Annotated in this window: 11 protein-coding genes, 2 tRNA genes and 1 rRNA gene; 11 read left to right on the forward strand and 3 right to left on the reverse strand. The window is 61.1% G+C overall.

Features of this window, described 5'->3' with window-relative positions; translation table 11 throughout:
• The first annotated feature begins 8 nt into the window (after positions 1-8).
• The 7 genes from QPW08_RS03895 to QPW08_RS03925 all read left to right on the forward strand — a co-directional run bounded on the left by QPW08_RS03895 (position 9) and on the right by QPW08_RS03925 (position 6,728).
• Positions 9-470, forward strand: coding sequence for an outer membrane protein assembly factor BamE (locus QPW08_RS03895; RefSeq protein ID WP_284124437.1), 462 nt, complete (start codon positions 9-11; stop codon positions 468-470).
• A gap of 56 nt (positions 471-526) precedes the next feature.
• Entirely contained in the window at positions 527-1,084 is a 558-nt protein-coding gene (gene hslV, locus QPW08_RS03900) for an ATP-dependent protease subunit HslV (protein ID WP_284124438.1), read from the forward strand.
• An 8-nt stretch (positions 1,085-1,092) separates the two neighbouring features.
• Positions 1,093-2,394, forward strand: a complete 1,302-nt coding sequence (gene hslU / locus QPW08_RS03905; protein WP_284124439.1) for an ATP-dependent protease ATPase subunit HslU — start codon at positions 1,093-1,095, stop codon at positions 2,392-2,394.
• The gene (locus tag QPW08_RS03910; protein WP_284124440.1) at positions 2,391-2,798 is read left to right on the forward strand and encodes an ACT domain-containing protein; all 408 of its coding nucleotides are present in this window, start codon (positions 2,391-2,393) and stop codon (positions 2,796-2,798) included. The genes hslU and QPW08_RS03910 overlap by 4 nt, the downstream gene beginning before the upstream one ends.
• A 20-nt stretch (positions 2,799-2,818) precedes the next feature.
• A complete protein-coding gene (locus tag QPW08_RS03915; RefSeq protein ID WP_284124441.1) occupies positions 2,819-3,220 on the forward strand; it encodes a GFA family protein in 402 nt (133 codons plus the stop codon).
• Positions 3,221-3,387: 167 nt separating this feature from the next.
• The gene (locus tag QPW08_RS03920) at positions 3,388-5,187 is read left to right on the forward strand and encodes a hypothetical protein (protein WP_284124442.1); all 1,800 of its coding nucleotides are present in this window, start codon (positions 3,388-3,390) and stop codon (positions 5,185-5,187) included.
• Positions 5,187-6,728 carry a hypothetical protein gene (locus QPW08_RS03925; protein ID WP_284124443.1) on the forward strand — a complete coding sequence of 514 codons (1,542 nt, stop codon included), beginning with the start codon at positions 5,187-5,189 and terminating at the stop codon, positions 6,726-6,728. Before QPW08_RS03920 ends, QPW08_RS03925 begins: the two co-directional genes overlap by 1 nt.
• A gap of 35 nt (positions 6,729-6,763) precedes the next feature.
• On the opposite strand, the gene QPW08_RS03930 is transcribed toward QPW08_RS03925, so the two are convergent.
• Both QPW08_RS03930 and QPW08_RS03935 read right to left on the reverse strand, forming a co-directional pair.
• A complete protein-coding gene (locus QPW08_RS03930; RefSeq protein WP_284124444.1) occupies positions 6,764-8,584 on the reverse strand; it encodes an ABCB family ABC transporter ATP-binding protein/permease in 1,821 nt (606 codons plus the stop codon).
• 60 nt (positions 8,585-8,644) lie between these two features.
• Positions 8,645-9,622: a retroviral-like aspartic protease family protein gene (locus QPW08_RS03935; protein WP_284124445.1), complete on the reverse strand. Its 978-nt coding sequence runs from the start codon at positions 9,620-9,622 to the stop codon at positions 8,645-8,647.
• A 146-nt stretch (positions 9,623-9,768) separates the two neighbouring features.
• Here QPW08_RS03935 and QPW08_RS03940 point away from each other — a divergent pair, with 146 nt between their 5' ends.
• Complete coding sequence (locus QPW08_RS03940) at positions 9,769-10,686, forward strand: glycosyltransferase family A protein (RefSeq protein WP_284124446.1); 918 nt, start codon at positions 9,769-9,771, stop codon at positions 10,684-10,686.
• Here the strand turns inward: QPW08_RS03940 and QPW08_RS03945 are convergent.
• Positions 10,568-12,094 carry a lipopolysaccharide biosynthesis protein gene (locus QPW08_RS03945; RefSeq protein ID WP_284124447.1) on the reverse strand — a complete coding sequence of 509 codons (1,527 nt, stop codon included), beginning with the start codon at positions 12,092-12,094 and terminating at the stop codon, positions 10,568-10,570. The two genes, QPW08_RS03940 and QPW08_RS03945, sit on opposite strands and share 119 nt — an antisense overlap.
• Positions 12,095-12,702: 608 nt before the next feature.
• Between QPW08_RS03945 and QPW08_RS03950 the strand changes: the two genes are divergently transcribed.
• The 3 genes from QPW08_RS03950 to QPW08_RS03960 all read left to right on the forward strand — a co-directional run bounded on the left by QPW08_RS03950 (position 12,703) and on the right by QPW08_RS03960 (position 14,561).
• A 16S ribosomal RNA gene (locus QPW08_RS03950) occupies positions 12,703-14,189 on the forward strand.
• A gap of 196 nt (positions 14,190-14,385) precedes the next feature.
• A tRNA-Ile gene (locus QPW08_RS03955) sits at positions 14,386-14,462 on the forward strand.
• Positions 14,463-14,485: 23 nt separating this feature from the next.
• A tRNA-Ala gene (locus tag QPW08_RS03960) sits at positions 14,486-14,561 on the forward strand.
• Positions 14,562-14,706 lie beyond the last annotated feature (145 nt).

Consider the following 14,706-nt stretch of genomic DNA (forward strand, 5'->3'; position numbering starts at 1 on the left):
GGTTCTCGATGGCATTTGGTAAGGCTCTTGGTGGGGCAGCGCTGCTGGCTCTGGCATTGGGCGCAAGCGGCTGCGGCACGATCCGCGAAAGCCGCGGCTATGTCGTCGACCAGCTGCTGGTCGAAGCCGTCCAGCCGGGGATCGACAACCAGCGGTCGGTAGAAGCGACGCTGGGTCGGCCAACCTTCACCAGCCAGTTCGGCGATCCGACCTGGTACTATGTGTCGAGCGTTACCGGCCGCAAGCCCTTCGTGCGCCCGCGTATCAATACCCACCAGGTATTGGCGGTGAAGTTCGATGGTGCAGGCAATGTCACCGGCACGGAAACCAGCGGTATCGACCAGGTGGTCTATCTCCAGCCTGATGGTGCCAAGACGCCGACGCTGGGTCGCGAACGCGGTTTCCTGGAGGACCTGTTCGGCAATATCGGCACGGTTGGTGCACCGGGTGCCGGCGCTCCCGGTCGGTAAGCGTCACTTGACCCGTTTGTCTTGACCACGGGCGGGCGCGCCCCATATCGCGCGGCATGGACAACAACTCACAGGCGCACGGGCTGACCCCGTGGCACGGCACCACCATCATCGGCGTCAAACGCGGCGAGAAGATCGTCGTTGCTGGCGATGGCCAGGTTTCGATGGGCAACACGGTGATGAAGCCCAATGCCAAGAAGGTTCGCCGGATCGGTGACGGCAAGGTCGTGGCCGGTTTCGCCGGGGCCACTGCCGATGCCTTCACCCTGTTCGAACGGCTGGAGCGCAAGCTGGACCAGTATTCCGGCCAGCTGATGCGGGCCGCCGTCGAGCTCGCCAAGGACTGGCGTACCGACAAGTATTTGCGCAATCTCGAAGCGCTGATGATCGTGGCCGACAAGGACACGCTGCTGGTGCTGACCGGCAATGGCGATGTGCTGGAGCCGGAAGGCGGGATTGCCGCGATCGGCAGTGGCGGCAATTATGCGCTCGCGGCCGCCCGCGCGCTGTCCGACTATGAAGAGGATGCCGAGCAGATCGCGCGCAAGGCCATGGCCGTGGCCGCCGAGATATGCGTCTTCACCAACGACAATGTGACTTTGGAAACGGTCTGATCCTTCCCATGACAGAATCCCTCACCCCGAAGGCGATTGTCGCCGCATTGGACGAGCACATTATCGGCCAGAAGGATGCCAAGCGGGCTGTGGCAGTCGCCCTGCGCAATCGCTGGCGGCGGCAGAAGCTCTCGCGCGAACTGCGCGATGAGGTGACGCCCAAGAACATCCTGATGATCGGCCCGACCGGTTGCGGCAAGACCGAGATCAGCCGCCGCCTGGCGAAGCTCGCCGATGCGCCCTTCGTGAAGGTCGAAGCGACCAAGTTCACCGAGGTCGGATATGTCGGGCGCGATGTCGAACAGATCGCCCGTGACCTCGTCGAAGAAGCGATCCGGCTGGAAAAGGACCGCCGCCGTGAGGCCGTGCGCGAAGCCGCCAGCAAGGCTGCGATGGACCGGTTGCTCGATGCGCTGGTCGGCGACAATGCGAGCGAAGCCACCCGCGAGGCCTTCCGTGAGCGCATCGTCCAGAATGCGATGAACGACACCGAGGTTGAGATCGAGGTCAAGGATGCGCCGTCGATGCCGATGGATATCCCGGGCCTCGGTGGCAGCGTCGGCATGATCGACCTCAGTGACATGATGGGCAAGGCATTAGGCAAGGGCCCGGCCAAGCGGCGCAAGCTCAAGGTGCCCGACGCCTGGGACAAGCTGGTCGACGAGGAAGCCGAAAAGCGCATGGACCAGGACGACGTTGCGCGCGTCGCGCTGGAAAACGCCGAGACCAACGGCATTGTCTTCCTCGACGAGATCGACAAGATCGCGGTCAGCGACGTGCGTGGCGGCAGTGTATCGCGCGAAGGCGTGCAGCGCGACCTGCTGCCTCTGATCGAAGGTACCACTGTCAGCACCAAGTACGGCCCGATGAAGACCGACCACGTGTTGTTCATTGCTTCGGGCGCGTTCCACGTCTCCAAGCCCAGCGACATGCTGCCCGAACTGCAGGGGCGCCTGCCGATCCGTGTCGAGCTGCGCGCGCTCGAGGTCGAGGACTTCGTCCGTATCCTCAGCGAAACCCGCGCCAACCTGGTCGAGCAATACCGCGCGCTGCTAGGGACGGAGGATGTCACCGTCGAGATCACTGAAGACGCCATCCACGAAGTCGCCCGCATCGCCGCTCAGGTCAACGAGAGTGTCGAGAATATCGGTGCCCGCCGCTTGCAGACCGTGATGGAGCGGCTCCTGGAGGAGCTCAGCTTCGAAGCAGAGGATCACGCGGGCGAGACCATCGTAATCGATGCTGGCTATGTGAAGGACAAGCTGGCCGACCTCGCTGAAGACACCGACCTATCGAAGTATATCCTGTGACGCAGCCGATCAGCGACACCGCGGCCATGATCGCCGGGATGGACCCGGTGCTCGACGCGCGCTGGTGGAGCTTTGTCGGCGGCGAGGATCCTGACGTCGTGTTCCAATTGATGGGTCATGCGCTGGCGACCTTCCGCGAGGAGGAAGGGTTGTCGTTAATCGTGCCGCATGAGGTCGCGCTGGCGAATGAGATCGAGGCCGATCCCTATAGCCGCATCACGCTGCAGGTACATTCCGCACTGGCAGGTGTGGGGCTGACGGCCGCAGTCTCCGGGGCGCTCGCCGAGGCGGGAATATGCTGCAACATGGTCGCTGCGCTGCGCCACGATCATGCGTTTGTCCCGGCTGAGCGGGCAGACGAGGCGCTGGCCTTGCTCAAGAAATTGCAGCATTCTGCTCGCTAGCAACGAGCAGGAGAACGACAATGCCGAAGGGCAGGTGCCATTGCGGGGCGCTAGTCTATCGATTCCAGGGCGGTGTCAGGCATTCATCGGTATGCCATTGCGAGGATTGTCGCCGCTGGGCCGGGGCCACCGGAGTGGCGTGGATCGGCGTAGCTGCCGATGACTTCGCGATCGAGCAGGGCGAGCCCTTGCTCTACCGCTCTTCTCCCGATGTCGAGCGCGCTTTCTGCGGCAACTGCGGCACCGGTTTGTGGTACGTCTGCGAGAATGTCTCTCCCGGCGCGGTCGACATTCAGACCGCCACGCTCGACGACCCTGAGGCATTCCCACCCGACAAGCATGTCCAGATGGCCGATGCGCTCAGCTGGGAAGAAACGCTCCACGCCCTTCCGCGCTTCGAACGGTTCCCGTCGGACAGCTGACCATTCCCGGCCCTTGCATCGGCTAAGCCGAACCGCAGGTGTCGCATCTATACTATCGTCTGCTCCCGACCCGGGCCATTCTCTCACCTGCAGGACAGCGCAAAACTGATTCGATAGTCGGCTCCGCTTGGCGGAGCGGATCGTTCGACATCGGGGGGAGAGCGTTCATGTCCAGTGATTTCACACGTTTCACCAGTCCTGCCCATCAGGCACCGAAGGATTTCAGTGATACCGGCAATGAGCAACAGCTCGCGGCCTTCGAGGCGATCTGGAGCAATGCCGTCGACGGCTGGACGCAGACCTCGATCATCGGCAATCCCTGGACCAACCTCTATGATGCTCCGCGCGATGGCTATTACAATCCGCTGATTTCAGGATTCGGCGAAGGTGCGGCTGTCATCAACTGGACTCCGTTTCCGAACCGGTTGAAAACATTCTTCACCAATTCCAGCATCCAGTCCGGATCGAACCTGCCTGGTCCGCTGACAGATGACCAACTGCTGGCGCTGGCCGATCATGGGTCGATCACGATCAACGGGTCGACTTATTACCTCTATGGTGCACCCAGTGCCGATGTGGCGATCAACATCCCCGCCACGCTGTGTCCGCAAATCGACTGGAACGGGAGTTATGTGCCTTTCGCCCCGGTCGGGCCACGCGGCTGGCTGGACGAATATTGCGAATGGTCGATCGAACGCGACGACCAGGGGCATATGACGGCCATTACCTATACCGCAGAAAACCCGACCTATTTCCTCGCACTCTGGCGGCAGGACCCGCAGATCGTGCTGGAGCTGTATCAGCGTTACATCGATCCCGCGGTGGCGATGGAGGATCTTTACCTGCGGTATGTTGCCGACAATCCGTTCGGCAAGGCCGGCGATCCGGTGCGTTCGGGAACGACTGGGCTCTATGCCTATAACCCCATCAACAAGTGGAACAGCGGTACCGCACGGGTCCCGGGCCAGTATGGAGGTGCCATGCACCTGACTTCGCCGCCCAACACCTTGTCGGCGGAGATCTATCTCGCGGCCGCTTCGGTTATCCAGCGGACCAATGCCCTGCCCAGCGATCCCAACAAGCTCATCTGTTGTTCGCAATACGGACAAATCTATCGCAATTCCGATCCGCATATCGGTGCCTCCGGCAACAGCGTGGCGCAGGCCAATTACATCTCGCTGACCGATCCGATCGGGCTCTACCTGCAACAGCCTGCCAGTCTCGACTGGCGCGGTCCCAATAACGAGGACCTTTCCGAATGCTGGCAGATCACCCGCGGTGCCGCCGGGATCGGGCCCAATGGTTCGGACCAGATCCTGCAGGCCCGTTTTGCTCTCCCGCCGAACGCGGGCTTCACCATTGAGCAATGCACTCTCAATGGGACAGCCATCATTGCCGCGGGCGTGATCGCCAACCAGATGCATGTGGCGCTGGCCGTAACCCCGAAATCGCGCAGCTCTGCGCCGCCGACTTTCGACTGCGTCAGCAGCAAGACCACTGGGATCCAGCCGGCACCGGTGCAGCTGGTTCCGGCCGAATGGTTCTACGGCGAGTCTCCGACCGATCTCCCGCTCGATATCGAGCCGGGCAACTGGTACTCGGCGGTGCTTTCCGTCTCAGGTGCCTCAACCGATACGACGGTCGAGAATGCGCGGATCGAATTCGATCAACCCGGCGTCGTGTGTCACGTGGTCCAGTTCCTGAAAAATGGTTCGCCGACCCCGGGGCAAACTTCCAGCAGTAATCAGGCGTTCGTTCTGATGATCGGAGCTACCAATGACACCGATCCCGGCCAGATCGGCTTGCGGGCGCTCAATCCCGATGAGCCCGACCGGCCGAGCGCAGAGGACCATCCCTTCCAGTATGGATTGTTGAATGTGGTTGCGGGTGGCTCGCTGGGCATCGCCGACGATCCGGCTATCGTCGCCATGCGGGACAAGCTGCACGACAAGTTTGGAGATCTCTGATGCGCAGTCTGTTGGTGGCAGCCGTAGCGGCTGCATCGCTGGTCCTGGCCGCATGTGGGCAAGAGGCCGATCCGGAGAAGCGGCTGGTTGCGGCCAATTTCGAAACGCAGGTCGAGGACACGACGGGCTGCGGAATTCCGCTCAGCTTCGATCCCAATTCCCCGGCCTTCATGACGACCGATATCTCCGGAGGGATTCTGACCGACCAGGCAGCGGTCGATTGCTATGCTTGGCAAATGTTCATCGCGCTCAACTGGCCGGTGGATTCGGGCTGGCCGGCAACCGCTTCGCAGGCCGGTGTTCCCAATCGTTCAGCCAGCGCCAGCAGCTGGGGTGTCAGCATTCAGGGCCAGCCCACCCCAACGACGGTGTGGCAGAGCTACAAGGGCGCAGACGAAACTTTCCTGCCCGGCGGAGCTGCTCCGAGTGGATGGGGTGAAGTGGCCGCGCTTCCCGCGCAATGCACGAGCGACAATCGGCTGCTGGCCGGCGTCGCTGCGAGCCCGGCGATGCCTATGCTCTCTCAGATCAGCAAGGCACCGAAGCGACTGAGCCAGAACGAGTTGCTCGCTTCGGCTGCAGACACCGGCTTCAGTTCGTCGATCAACGAAGCCTTCGGCGGCTGGCTGACAGACCAGAAGGGCAAGCTGGCCTATTTCGACCGGCGCATGGGCAAGGCGGAATTCGACTATATCGTTTCGAACCAGCTTTACCTTGCAGCCAACCAGGCCAAGGTTGCCACGAGCGCGGATGCGGGGATTTCCTTGCCTAAAGGTGCTGCCTTCCGCGGCACGCCTTCGCTTCCGCTTGCCACGCAAGACCAGCTGGGCGCGATCGAGGTCAAGATCGCCTGGCGCGACCTGACTACCGAGCAGGATCTGTGGAACCGCTACCTGACCAGCTCGGTCTATCTGCAGGATCCCGACACGGGCCAATGCCGGCAGGCGGTGGTCGGAATGGTGGGGATGCACATCATCCACAAGACCGACCATTTCCCGGACTTTGTCTGGTCGACCTTCGAGCATGTCGACAACGTCCCTGATCCCTCTCGGCCGGCACCCGCTGGCGGGTATTCCTTCAATGACGGGAAGGGCACAACGCCATCGAACCAACCTCGGGTGAAATGCGATTCTGCGGGCAACTGCAAGCCGCTGTTCCCTATGTCCGAACCGGTGCAGGTGACGCGGCAGTTCCCCATTCCGACCGAAGTCGCGACGCTCAATGCAGCGGTGCAGAAGATGATCGGCGAAATGACCGGGGGCAGCTCCGTTTTCCAGTATTATGAACTGGTCAATGTCCTGTGGGACCAGGCACCCAATCCGCCGAGCCCGGAACCCGGCAAGGGGGCGACGTCTCCGCTCAGCTACGGTAGCTTCATCTCTGCCGGGCCGAACACCGTCGTCGCCAACACGACGTTGGAAACCTACATCCAGGGGACCAATTGCACCGGGTGTCACAAGTTCGCCAAGATCGCTTCGACGACTTCGGACCAGGACCAGCTTGCGGCCGATTTCTCATTCCTGTTCGGGAGCGCACACTGATCCGGCGACGGGTCACGCCGGCCGCCAGAGACACCCTATTCAGCCGCTTCGGCGGGTGCTTCGGCTTCGGCCTGCTGGCGGGCCCACATTTCGGCATAGAGGCCGTCGCGCCGGAGCAAGTCCGCGTGGCGGCCTTGCTCTTCCAGCCGCCCCTCATTCAGCACCAGGATGGTGTCGGCATCGGCAATGGTGGAGAGCCGGTGGGCGATAGCGAGCGTGGTTCGGTCGCGGCTGACGCGCTGGAGGGTCGCCAGAATATCCTGCTCCGTGCGCGAATCGAGCGCGCTGGTGGCTTCGTCAAATAACAGGATCGGAGGGTTCTTGAGCAGCGTCCGCGCGATCGCGACGCGTTGCTTCTCGCCGCCTGACAGCTTGAGCCCGCGTTCGCCGACCTGCGTTTCGAACCCCTCGGGCAGTTTCTCGATGAAGGGCAGGATCGCCGCGTCCCGGGCGGCGGCAATGACCGCTTCCTGACCGGCACCATCTCGCCCATAGGCAATGTTGTAGCGCAGCGTGTCGTTGAACAGAACGCTGTCCTGCGGAACGATGCCGATCGCTTCGCGCAAGGACTCCTGCGTCACCCTGGCGATATCCTGTCCGGCGATGAGGATGCGCCCGTCCTTAGGATCGTAGAAGCGGAACAGCAGTCGCCCGATGGTCGACTTGCCGGCACCGGACGGTCCGACAATGGCGACCCGCGATCCGGCAGGAACCTCGAAGCTCAGGCCATGCAGGATAGTACGGTCGGGTTCGTAGCCGAACACCACATCCTCGAACGCAATCGTCGGTGGGTTGGCTATGAGTGCCGGTGCGCCGGGCACATCCTCGACTTCGACCGAAGTATCCATCAGCTTGAACATGGCGGCCATGTCGATCAGCCCCTGCCGGATGGTGCGATAGACGAAGCCGAGCATGTCGAGCGGGCGGAACAGCTGCATCAAATAGGTCTGCACTGCGACGAGGTCGCCGACTGTGAGCAGGCCCTTGCTCCATTGCCAGACAGTAAAGCTGAGCGCGAACAGCATCAGCGCGTTCATGATGAAAGCCTGCGTCATATTGAGCAGGCCGAGAGAGTTCTCGGACTTGATCGCCGCTTCGGCATAATCCTTAGCCGCTTGCGAGTATCGCTGCTGCTCGCGCTGCTCGGCCCCGAAGTATTTCACCGTCTCGTAATTGAGCAACGAATCGACCGCCCGTGCCAGCGCCGTGCCGTCGAGGTCGTTCATGCGCTTGCGCAGTTGCGTCCGCCATTCGGTAATCCAGCGAGTCAGTGCGATATAGATGACGACTGTCGCAGCCGTCGCCAGCACCAGCTCAAGTCCGAACAATGTGTAGAAGATCACGCCCACTGCCAGGAGCTCGACGATAGTGGGCCCGATATTGAACAGCAGGAAGTAGAGCATGGTGTCGATGCTCTTGGTCCCGCGCTCGATGATCTTGGTTACTTCACCGGTGCGGCGCGACAGGTGGAAGCGCAGCGATAGCCGGTGCAGCCGGTCGAACGTATCCTCGGCGAGGTTCTGTGTCGCTTCCTGCCCGACCCGCTCGAACACGATGTTGCGGAACTGGTCGAACGCGCCGCCAAGGAAGCGTCCGGCGGTGAAGGCAATGACGAAGCTCAGCGCCACCCACAACAGCTCGTCACCTGTGCTGGCCATGGTATCGACCACTTGCTTCATCGCCAGAGGCGTAGCGAGGATCACCGCCTTGGCGAGCAGCACCAGCACCAGCGCGCCGATGATGCGGGCCTTCAGGTCGGGCCTGTCCTTGGGCCAGAGATAGGGCAGGAACCGGCGCAGTGTTGCCCAGCCATCGACATCGACCTGGGTGTCCGAAGTGGGGAGAGGATGCGCCATGGCCCCACTAGATGGGCCTCGCGGTCATCAAGCGCAATGACGGCGCGCTGCAGTGTGGCGTCAGTTCCCGACCCGGCTCGGGAAGAAGACGCGTTCGTAGGGGTTCACGTTGTACGAACCGGCCGGCAAGTCGAACAATATCCGGCGGCTGGAAAAATCGATCGCTATCCGTTCGAAGTTCTGCAGGTTGCGCATGCCCATGATGATGGTTGGCTGGTCTTCAAGGCCCAATGCGGCAAAAGCCGGACTGTCGGCAAACGAGATCGGGACATTGGTCAGTTCCATGCCTTCGATCTTCAGCTTGCGGACGAAGCCGAGGTTGCCGATCACTTGCACACCGTTGACGTCGGTCGAAAGCACTTGCGTTTCCGCCCGCGAGCGCAGCTTTTGCTGCAAGGCGCGGTTGCCGACGGTGTTCTGCGCACCGGTATCGATGATGACAGCGGTCTTCACCCCGTCGATACGGGCATTGGTGATGATCATCTGGCCGAGGCGGCGGCGCGCCTTGACGACGATCTCATACCCCTTGTTACCGCCCAGCGAACCGGCGTCGGCGACCAGCATGCGATCTTCCTTGAAGTCGATCAGCACGCGCATGTCCTGCAGGGAATCGAGGCCGAGGATGCCATCGGCGCCGACATGACGCGCGTCGAGCAGCGGCGATTCGAGATTGTCGAACAGCCGCCCGGCAAACTCGAGCCCGTTGAGCTGCACCATGTCGACTTCGCGCCGACTGCCCATGGCCACCAGCGTGGCTGTGCCGAGCGAGGGCAGTTCCAGCTCATCGGACACATTGCGACTGATCGCCGTCGCCTGCGCGCCGGTGTCGACCATGAACCGATAAGGGCCCTTGCCTTCGATGGTGACGGGCACGGTCAACCGCTCATAGCGGTCCTTTTGCGCCTGGATAAGGTCGGGCGTCAGCGCTTCTTCGTCTTTCGCCGCAGGGTCGTCTGCCTGCGGGAAATAGGCCGTGCTATTGGCCAAGAGCGGGGTTGCTACGACGAGGGCTGCGACACCGATGAGCCGTTTCAGCATGTTTCTCTCCCATGGGGCATTCGGGGCTGCCCGCTTGCCTGCGCAGGATACCATGTCGCCCTTGACCGACCAATCCTGCGCCTCGCGATGCAATTTTGATAGTTAATCGAATATTCTGGAAAGGGGTTTTCGAGTAAGGGCGGGGCGTGATCGACCAAACGCAATCGTGCGGTGCGCCTGAGGCCCGGCAGCCTGTCTGCATTATCGTCCTCGCCCACAACGAGGAGGAGCGGATCGGCGCATGCCTGGCGAGCCTGCCCTGTGGCGAACCCGGTTATGCCGTGCATGTAGTCGTGAACGGCACAACCGACCGCACAGCAGCAATCGCTCGCGAGACTCCCGGGGTCATCGTTCATGACTGGGAGCAGGGTGGCAAGTCGCGCAGCTGGAACCGTATCATGTTCGATACGCCCGCCATGCAGGGCCGGGCATATGTCTTCGTCGATGGCGATGCGGTGGTGCTTCCGGGATCGATCGAAATAATGGTGGACGCGCTGGCACTGCGGGGCACCAATGCTGCATCAGCCATGCCCGCCAACGGGCGGCAAGCCTCGACCTACCAGCGGAGCATAGTGGCCGAGCATGGCATGTTCGGCGATCTTTATGCGCTTAGCGGGTCGTTTGTTGAGCGGATGCGGGCTGGCGGCGTACGGCTGCCCGAAGACCTGATCGGCGATGACAGCCTCGTCGGTGCTCTCGCCAAGACCGACCTCCAGCACGAAGACCATTGGGATGACGAGCGGGTCGTGCCGTGTCCGGGGGCGCGATTCCTGTGCGACCCGGTGACGCTCTCTGCGTCCGGCCTGAAGATGCAGTATGCCCGCATGCGCAATTACAGCCTGCGGCATTTCCAGAACCGGATCGTCAGCGCAATCATGCGCAGCACCGGCCCTGCGGGCCTGCCGCCACAGATGGCGTCGCTTTATGAGGAGTACCTGCCGCTGCTCAAGCCGCGGCTGGATCCGCGCTATTGGTGGTTTGACCGGCAAGCGTTGGCGCGGATGCAGGCTCTCGCCGCAGCATTGCCCAGGTCTCGGCAATCAGGTGCGGCCAAAGCAGCCTGATCGTCAGCACGTAAGTCGCTGCGCCGGTTGCACCTTCGATAGCCAGCATGGCGATATGCGGGAGGGGGGGAAGTGCCGCTCGGACCGCCAGCACCATCAGCACCATTAGCCCGTTCGCCAGCAGCACCGGTGCCAGCTCACGCAACAGCTCGCCCCATGCCAGCCCGACACGAGGCAGGGTGTTGAACAGGGTAAAACCGAGCAACAGCGGCGCGGCGAACCACCAGGCGTGCACCAGCCCTTGGGGGCCATAGGCAATCGCGAAAAGGAAGCTGGCGGGAAACAGTACCGCACCAAAGGCATTGTTGCGCAGGTAGATGCCGGGGCGGCCCATGGCATTGGTGGCTGGGCTGCAGACGATCTGCAGCGCCATCGCCGGCATTGCCAGCGCCAGTCCGGCGACAATCGGTGCCATCTCGGCCCATTTCTCGCCGAACAGTGTCAGCACCGCAGGTTCTGCCGTGAGCGCGAGGCCGAAATAGATCGGTGCCGTCACCAGCAGGACCGTGCGCTGGGTCCGCAGGAAATAGGGTCCAATGCTTTTTCCGGCCTTATGCAGCTCTGCATAGGCCGGGTAAGCGACGTCGTTGATCGGAGGCAGGAAGCGCCCGGTCACGATCAGCGTCAGGAACAGTGCTTCCGCGTATAGGCCGAGGTCGTGCGTGTCGAAGCTGCGGCCGGCAATGAAAATGTCGCTTTGGCTCTGGAAGATCCAGAACAGCTGGCACAGCGTCAACGCGCCGCCGAAGCGCACCAAATCGCCCGCGCCGCGAAAGTCGAATACCGGTGGCACCAGCGACCGGGCGGCTATGGTCAGGCCGATGGCGCGGGCCGTGAAACCGGCAATGGGGGCGTAGACCAGAGCCCATACCCCGAACCCGAGCCAGGCGAGTGCGAGCGCCACGACGGCGGAAAGAATCGCGGCTGCCATGCTGATCTTGCCCTGGATGCGAAACTCGAGTCGCCGGGCGAGCAGCTCGGTCGGGAGCGCGGTAAACGGCACGGTGAGAAAGATGATGGCTTGTATGCGGAGCATGTCGGCCACCAGAGGTTCGCGATAATAGGCAGCCATCAGTGGTGCGCCGAGGAACTGGATTGTCGCCAGCGTCCCGTTGAACAGCAGCAGGAGCCCGAAGACCTGGCCGATCCGCCGCCGGTCGAGATGGTCGGTCTGGACCAGCGAGGTGGCAAAGCTCTGACCGTTGAGAAAGGCGAGGGCGGTCAGTACCACTTGCGTCATGGCGAACAGGCCATAGTCGCTGGGGTCGAGCAGCCGCACGACCATGATGGTGGAGGTCCAGGCGATGACCTGCGCCACGATCTGCGAGCCCCAGCGCCAGGCCACGGCGCTTCGCACGCGATTCGCGAATCCGCCGTCGCTGGGCGGGACTTGGGCTTCAGGATCCATCACAGGGCGCGATTAACCCAAAAAAGTGAAGATTTCCGTGCGATAGCACGCGTGACTCGCGCTATCAGATGGAGCGGTAGCCCCCGATTCACTCGTTACGCCCGTTGAAAATCGAACCCCTCGCACCATATTGGCTGGGCTAGGGGGCTCTGAAACCCGCAGAAATCCGGGATTTTTTCGGCCCCTTGAAATAAAATTGCAAAAAGGCGTTGACCGAATCCGGAAGCGCGCCTAGATGGCCCTCACCGACGCGGCGCTGACGGTCTCCAAGCCGCCCACCACGTTGGTCGCCAACATAAACGGATAGCCGGTCCCCCGGTGTAAATCGGGGAAGCCTTCGCTGTCCGCTTTTAATGTTGGATGGCTCTTTGACATTGTTAGTTTTTGATGAAGGGACATGTGGGCGACGGCGCCCGGTCCGGGGACCTCAAGGCTCCGGTAACCGGTTAAATCAAGCCGACGCCACATCCTGATCGCCTCCACAGGCGGTCTGTGATGATGCATGTTCATTCGTATCCATTACGTTTGACAGTGCAGGTATCGGCTCCTTGAAGCTCATGCCTCTCAGGTCGGCGATCTTCGGATCGTGCCTGGTTGGTATGTGACACAAACTTGAGAGTTTGATCCTGGCTCAGAACGAACGCTGGCGGCATGCCTAACACATGCAAGTCGAACGAAGCCTTCGGGCTTAGTGGCGCACGGGTGCGTAACGCGTGGGAACCTACCTTTAGGTCCGGAATAACTCAGAGAAATTTGAGCTAATACCGGATAATGTCTTCGGACCAAAGATTTATCGCCTTTAGATGGGCCCGCGTTAGATTAGATAGTTGGTGGGGTAACGGCCTACCAAGTCGACGATCTATAGCTGGTCTGAGAGGATGATCAGCCACACTGGGACTGAGACACGGCCCAGACTCCTACGGGAGGCAGCAGTGGGGAATATTGGACAATGGGCGAAAGCCTGATCCAGCAATGCCGCGTGAGTGATGAAGGCCTTAGGGTTGTAAAGCTCTTTTACCCGGGATGATAATGACAGTACCGGGAGAATAAGCTCCGGCTAACTCCGTGCCAGCAGCCGCGGTAATACGGAGGGAGCTAGCGTTGTTCGGAATTACTGGGCGTAAAGCGCGCGTAGGCGGCTATTTAAGTCAGGGGTGAAATCCCGGGGCTCAACCCCGGAACTGCCTTTGAAACTGGATGGCTAGAATCCTGGAGAGGCGAGTGGAATTCCGAGTGTAGAGGTGAAATTCGTAGATATTCGGAAGAACACCAGTGGCGAAGGCGACTCGCTGGACAGGTATTGACGCTGAGGTGCGAAAGCGTGGGGAGCAAACAGGATTAGATACCCTGGTAGTCCACGCCGTAAACGATGATAACTAGCTGTCCGGGCTCATGGAGCTTGGGTGGCGCAGCTAACGCATTAAGTTATCCGCCTGGGGAGTACGGTCGCAAGATTAAAACTCAAAGGAATTGACGGGGGCCTGCACAAGCGGTGGAGCATGTGGTTTAATTCGAAGCAACGCGCAGAACCTTACCAGCCTTTGACATCCTAGGACGGCTTCTGGAGACAGATTCCTTCCCTTCGGGGACCTAGTGACAGGTGCTGCATGGCTGTCGTCAGCTCGTGTCGTGAGATGTTGGGTTAAGTCCCGCAACGAGCGCAACCCTCGTCCTTAGTTGCCATCATTTAGTTGGGCACTTTAAGGAAACTGCCGGTGATAAGCCGGAGGAAGGTGGGGATGACGTCAAGTCCTCATGGCCCTTACAGGCTGGGCTACACACGTGCTACAATGGCATCTACAGTGAGCAGCGATCCCGCGAGGGTTAGCTAATCTCCAAAAGATGTCTCAGTTCGGATTGTTCTCTGCAACTCGAGAGCATGAAGGCGGAATCGCTAGTAATCGCGGATCAGCATGCCGCGGTGAATACGTTCCCAGGCCTTGTACACACCGCCCGTCACACCATGGGAGTTGGTTTCACCCGAAGGTAGTGCGCTAACCGGCAACGGAGGCAGCTAACCACGGTGGGATCAGCGACTGGGGTGAAGTCGTAACAAGGTAGCCGTAGGGGAACCTGCGGCTGGATCACCTCCTTTCTAAGGATAACTGCGAAAGCGCCGGGTTTCGGCCCGGAAGAGCTTCGCATGTTTCCAAAGAACATTGCCGTCGTCCTCATGTCCTTTCATCACTGGAGATTACGCTCACGAGCGATCGTGTGCGTGATATGCCTGAGCCGGCTCACGCCACCTGCTGATTATTCGGCCTGGCCTTTTGGCCGGCTGTGGCTAGCGTGGGCCTGTAGCTCAGTTGGTTAGAGCGCACCCCTGATAAGGGTGAGGTCAGAGGTTCAAATCCTCTCAGGCCCACCATTACATTGCGCTTTTTGGGCAATGGGGCCTTAGCTCAGCTGGTAGAGCACCTGCTTTGCAAGCAGGGGGTCAGCGGTTCGAACCCGCTAGGCTCCACCATCCCAAACAGTTTCTCCAGGATGAAAAGAAAACGGATCCCGCATTTGGCGGGTAGGCGGTTTCGACCGCTGTCTTTGACATTGTGAATGGGTTTTATAATCGATGCCGCGATACGTGGCGTTCGATCTTCGGATTGGGCGTGGAC

This window comes from Parerythrobacter aestuarii, from assembly GCF_030140925.1.
Classification (GTDB): Bacteria; Pseudomonadota; Alphaproteobacteria; order Sphingomonadales; family Sphingomonadaceae; genus Parerythrobacter; species Parerythrobacter aestuarii.

What these genes read in the sequence shown, in the direction of transcription:
- QPW08_RS03930 (WP_284124444.1), bottom strand. Translation starts at nt 8,584, where the DNA reads ATGGCGCATCCTCTCCCCACTTCGGACACCCAGGTCGATGTCGATGGC.
- hslV (WP_284124438.1), top strand. Translation starts at nt 527, where the DNA reads ATGGACAACAACTCACAGGCGCACGGGCTGACCCCGTGGCACGGCACC.
- QPW08_RS03925 (WP_284124443.1), top strand. Translation starts at nt 5,187, where the DNA reads ATGCGCAGTCTGTTGGTGGCAGCCGTAGCGGCTGCATCGCTGGTCCTG.
- QPW08_RS03945 (WP_284124447.1), bottom strand. Translation starts at nt 12,094, where the DNA reads ATGGATCCTGAAGCCCAAGTCCCGCCCAGCGACGGCGGATTCGCGAAT.
- QPW08_RS03920 (WP_284124442.1), top strand. Translation starts at nt 3,388, where the DNA reads ATGTCCAGTGATTTCACACGTTTCACCAGTCCTGCCCATCAGGCACCG.
- QPW08_RS03895 (WP_284124437.1), top strand. Translation starts at nt 9, where the DNA reads ATGGCATTTGGTAAGGCTCTTGGTGGGGCAGCGCTGCTGGCTCTGGCA.
- hslU (WP_284124439.1), top strand. Translation starts at nt 1,093, where the DNA reads ATGACAGAATCCCTCACCCCGAAGGCGATTGTCGCCGCATTGGACGAG.
- QPW08_RS03915 (WP_284124441.1), top strand. Translation starts at nt 2,819, where the DNA reads ATGCCGAAGGGCAGGTGCCATTGCGGGGCGCTAGTCTATCGATTCCAG.
- QPW08_RS03935 (WP_284124445.1), bottom strand. Translation starts at nt 9,622, where the DNA reads ATGCTGAAACGGCTCATCGGTGTCGCAGCCCTCGTCGTAGCAACCCCG.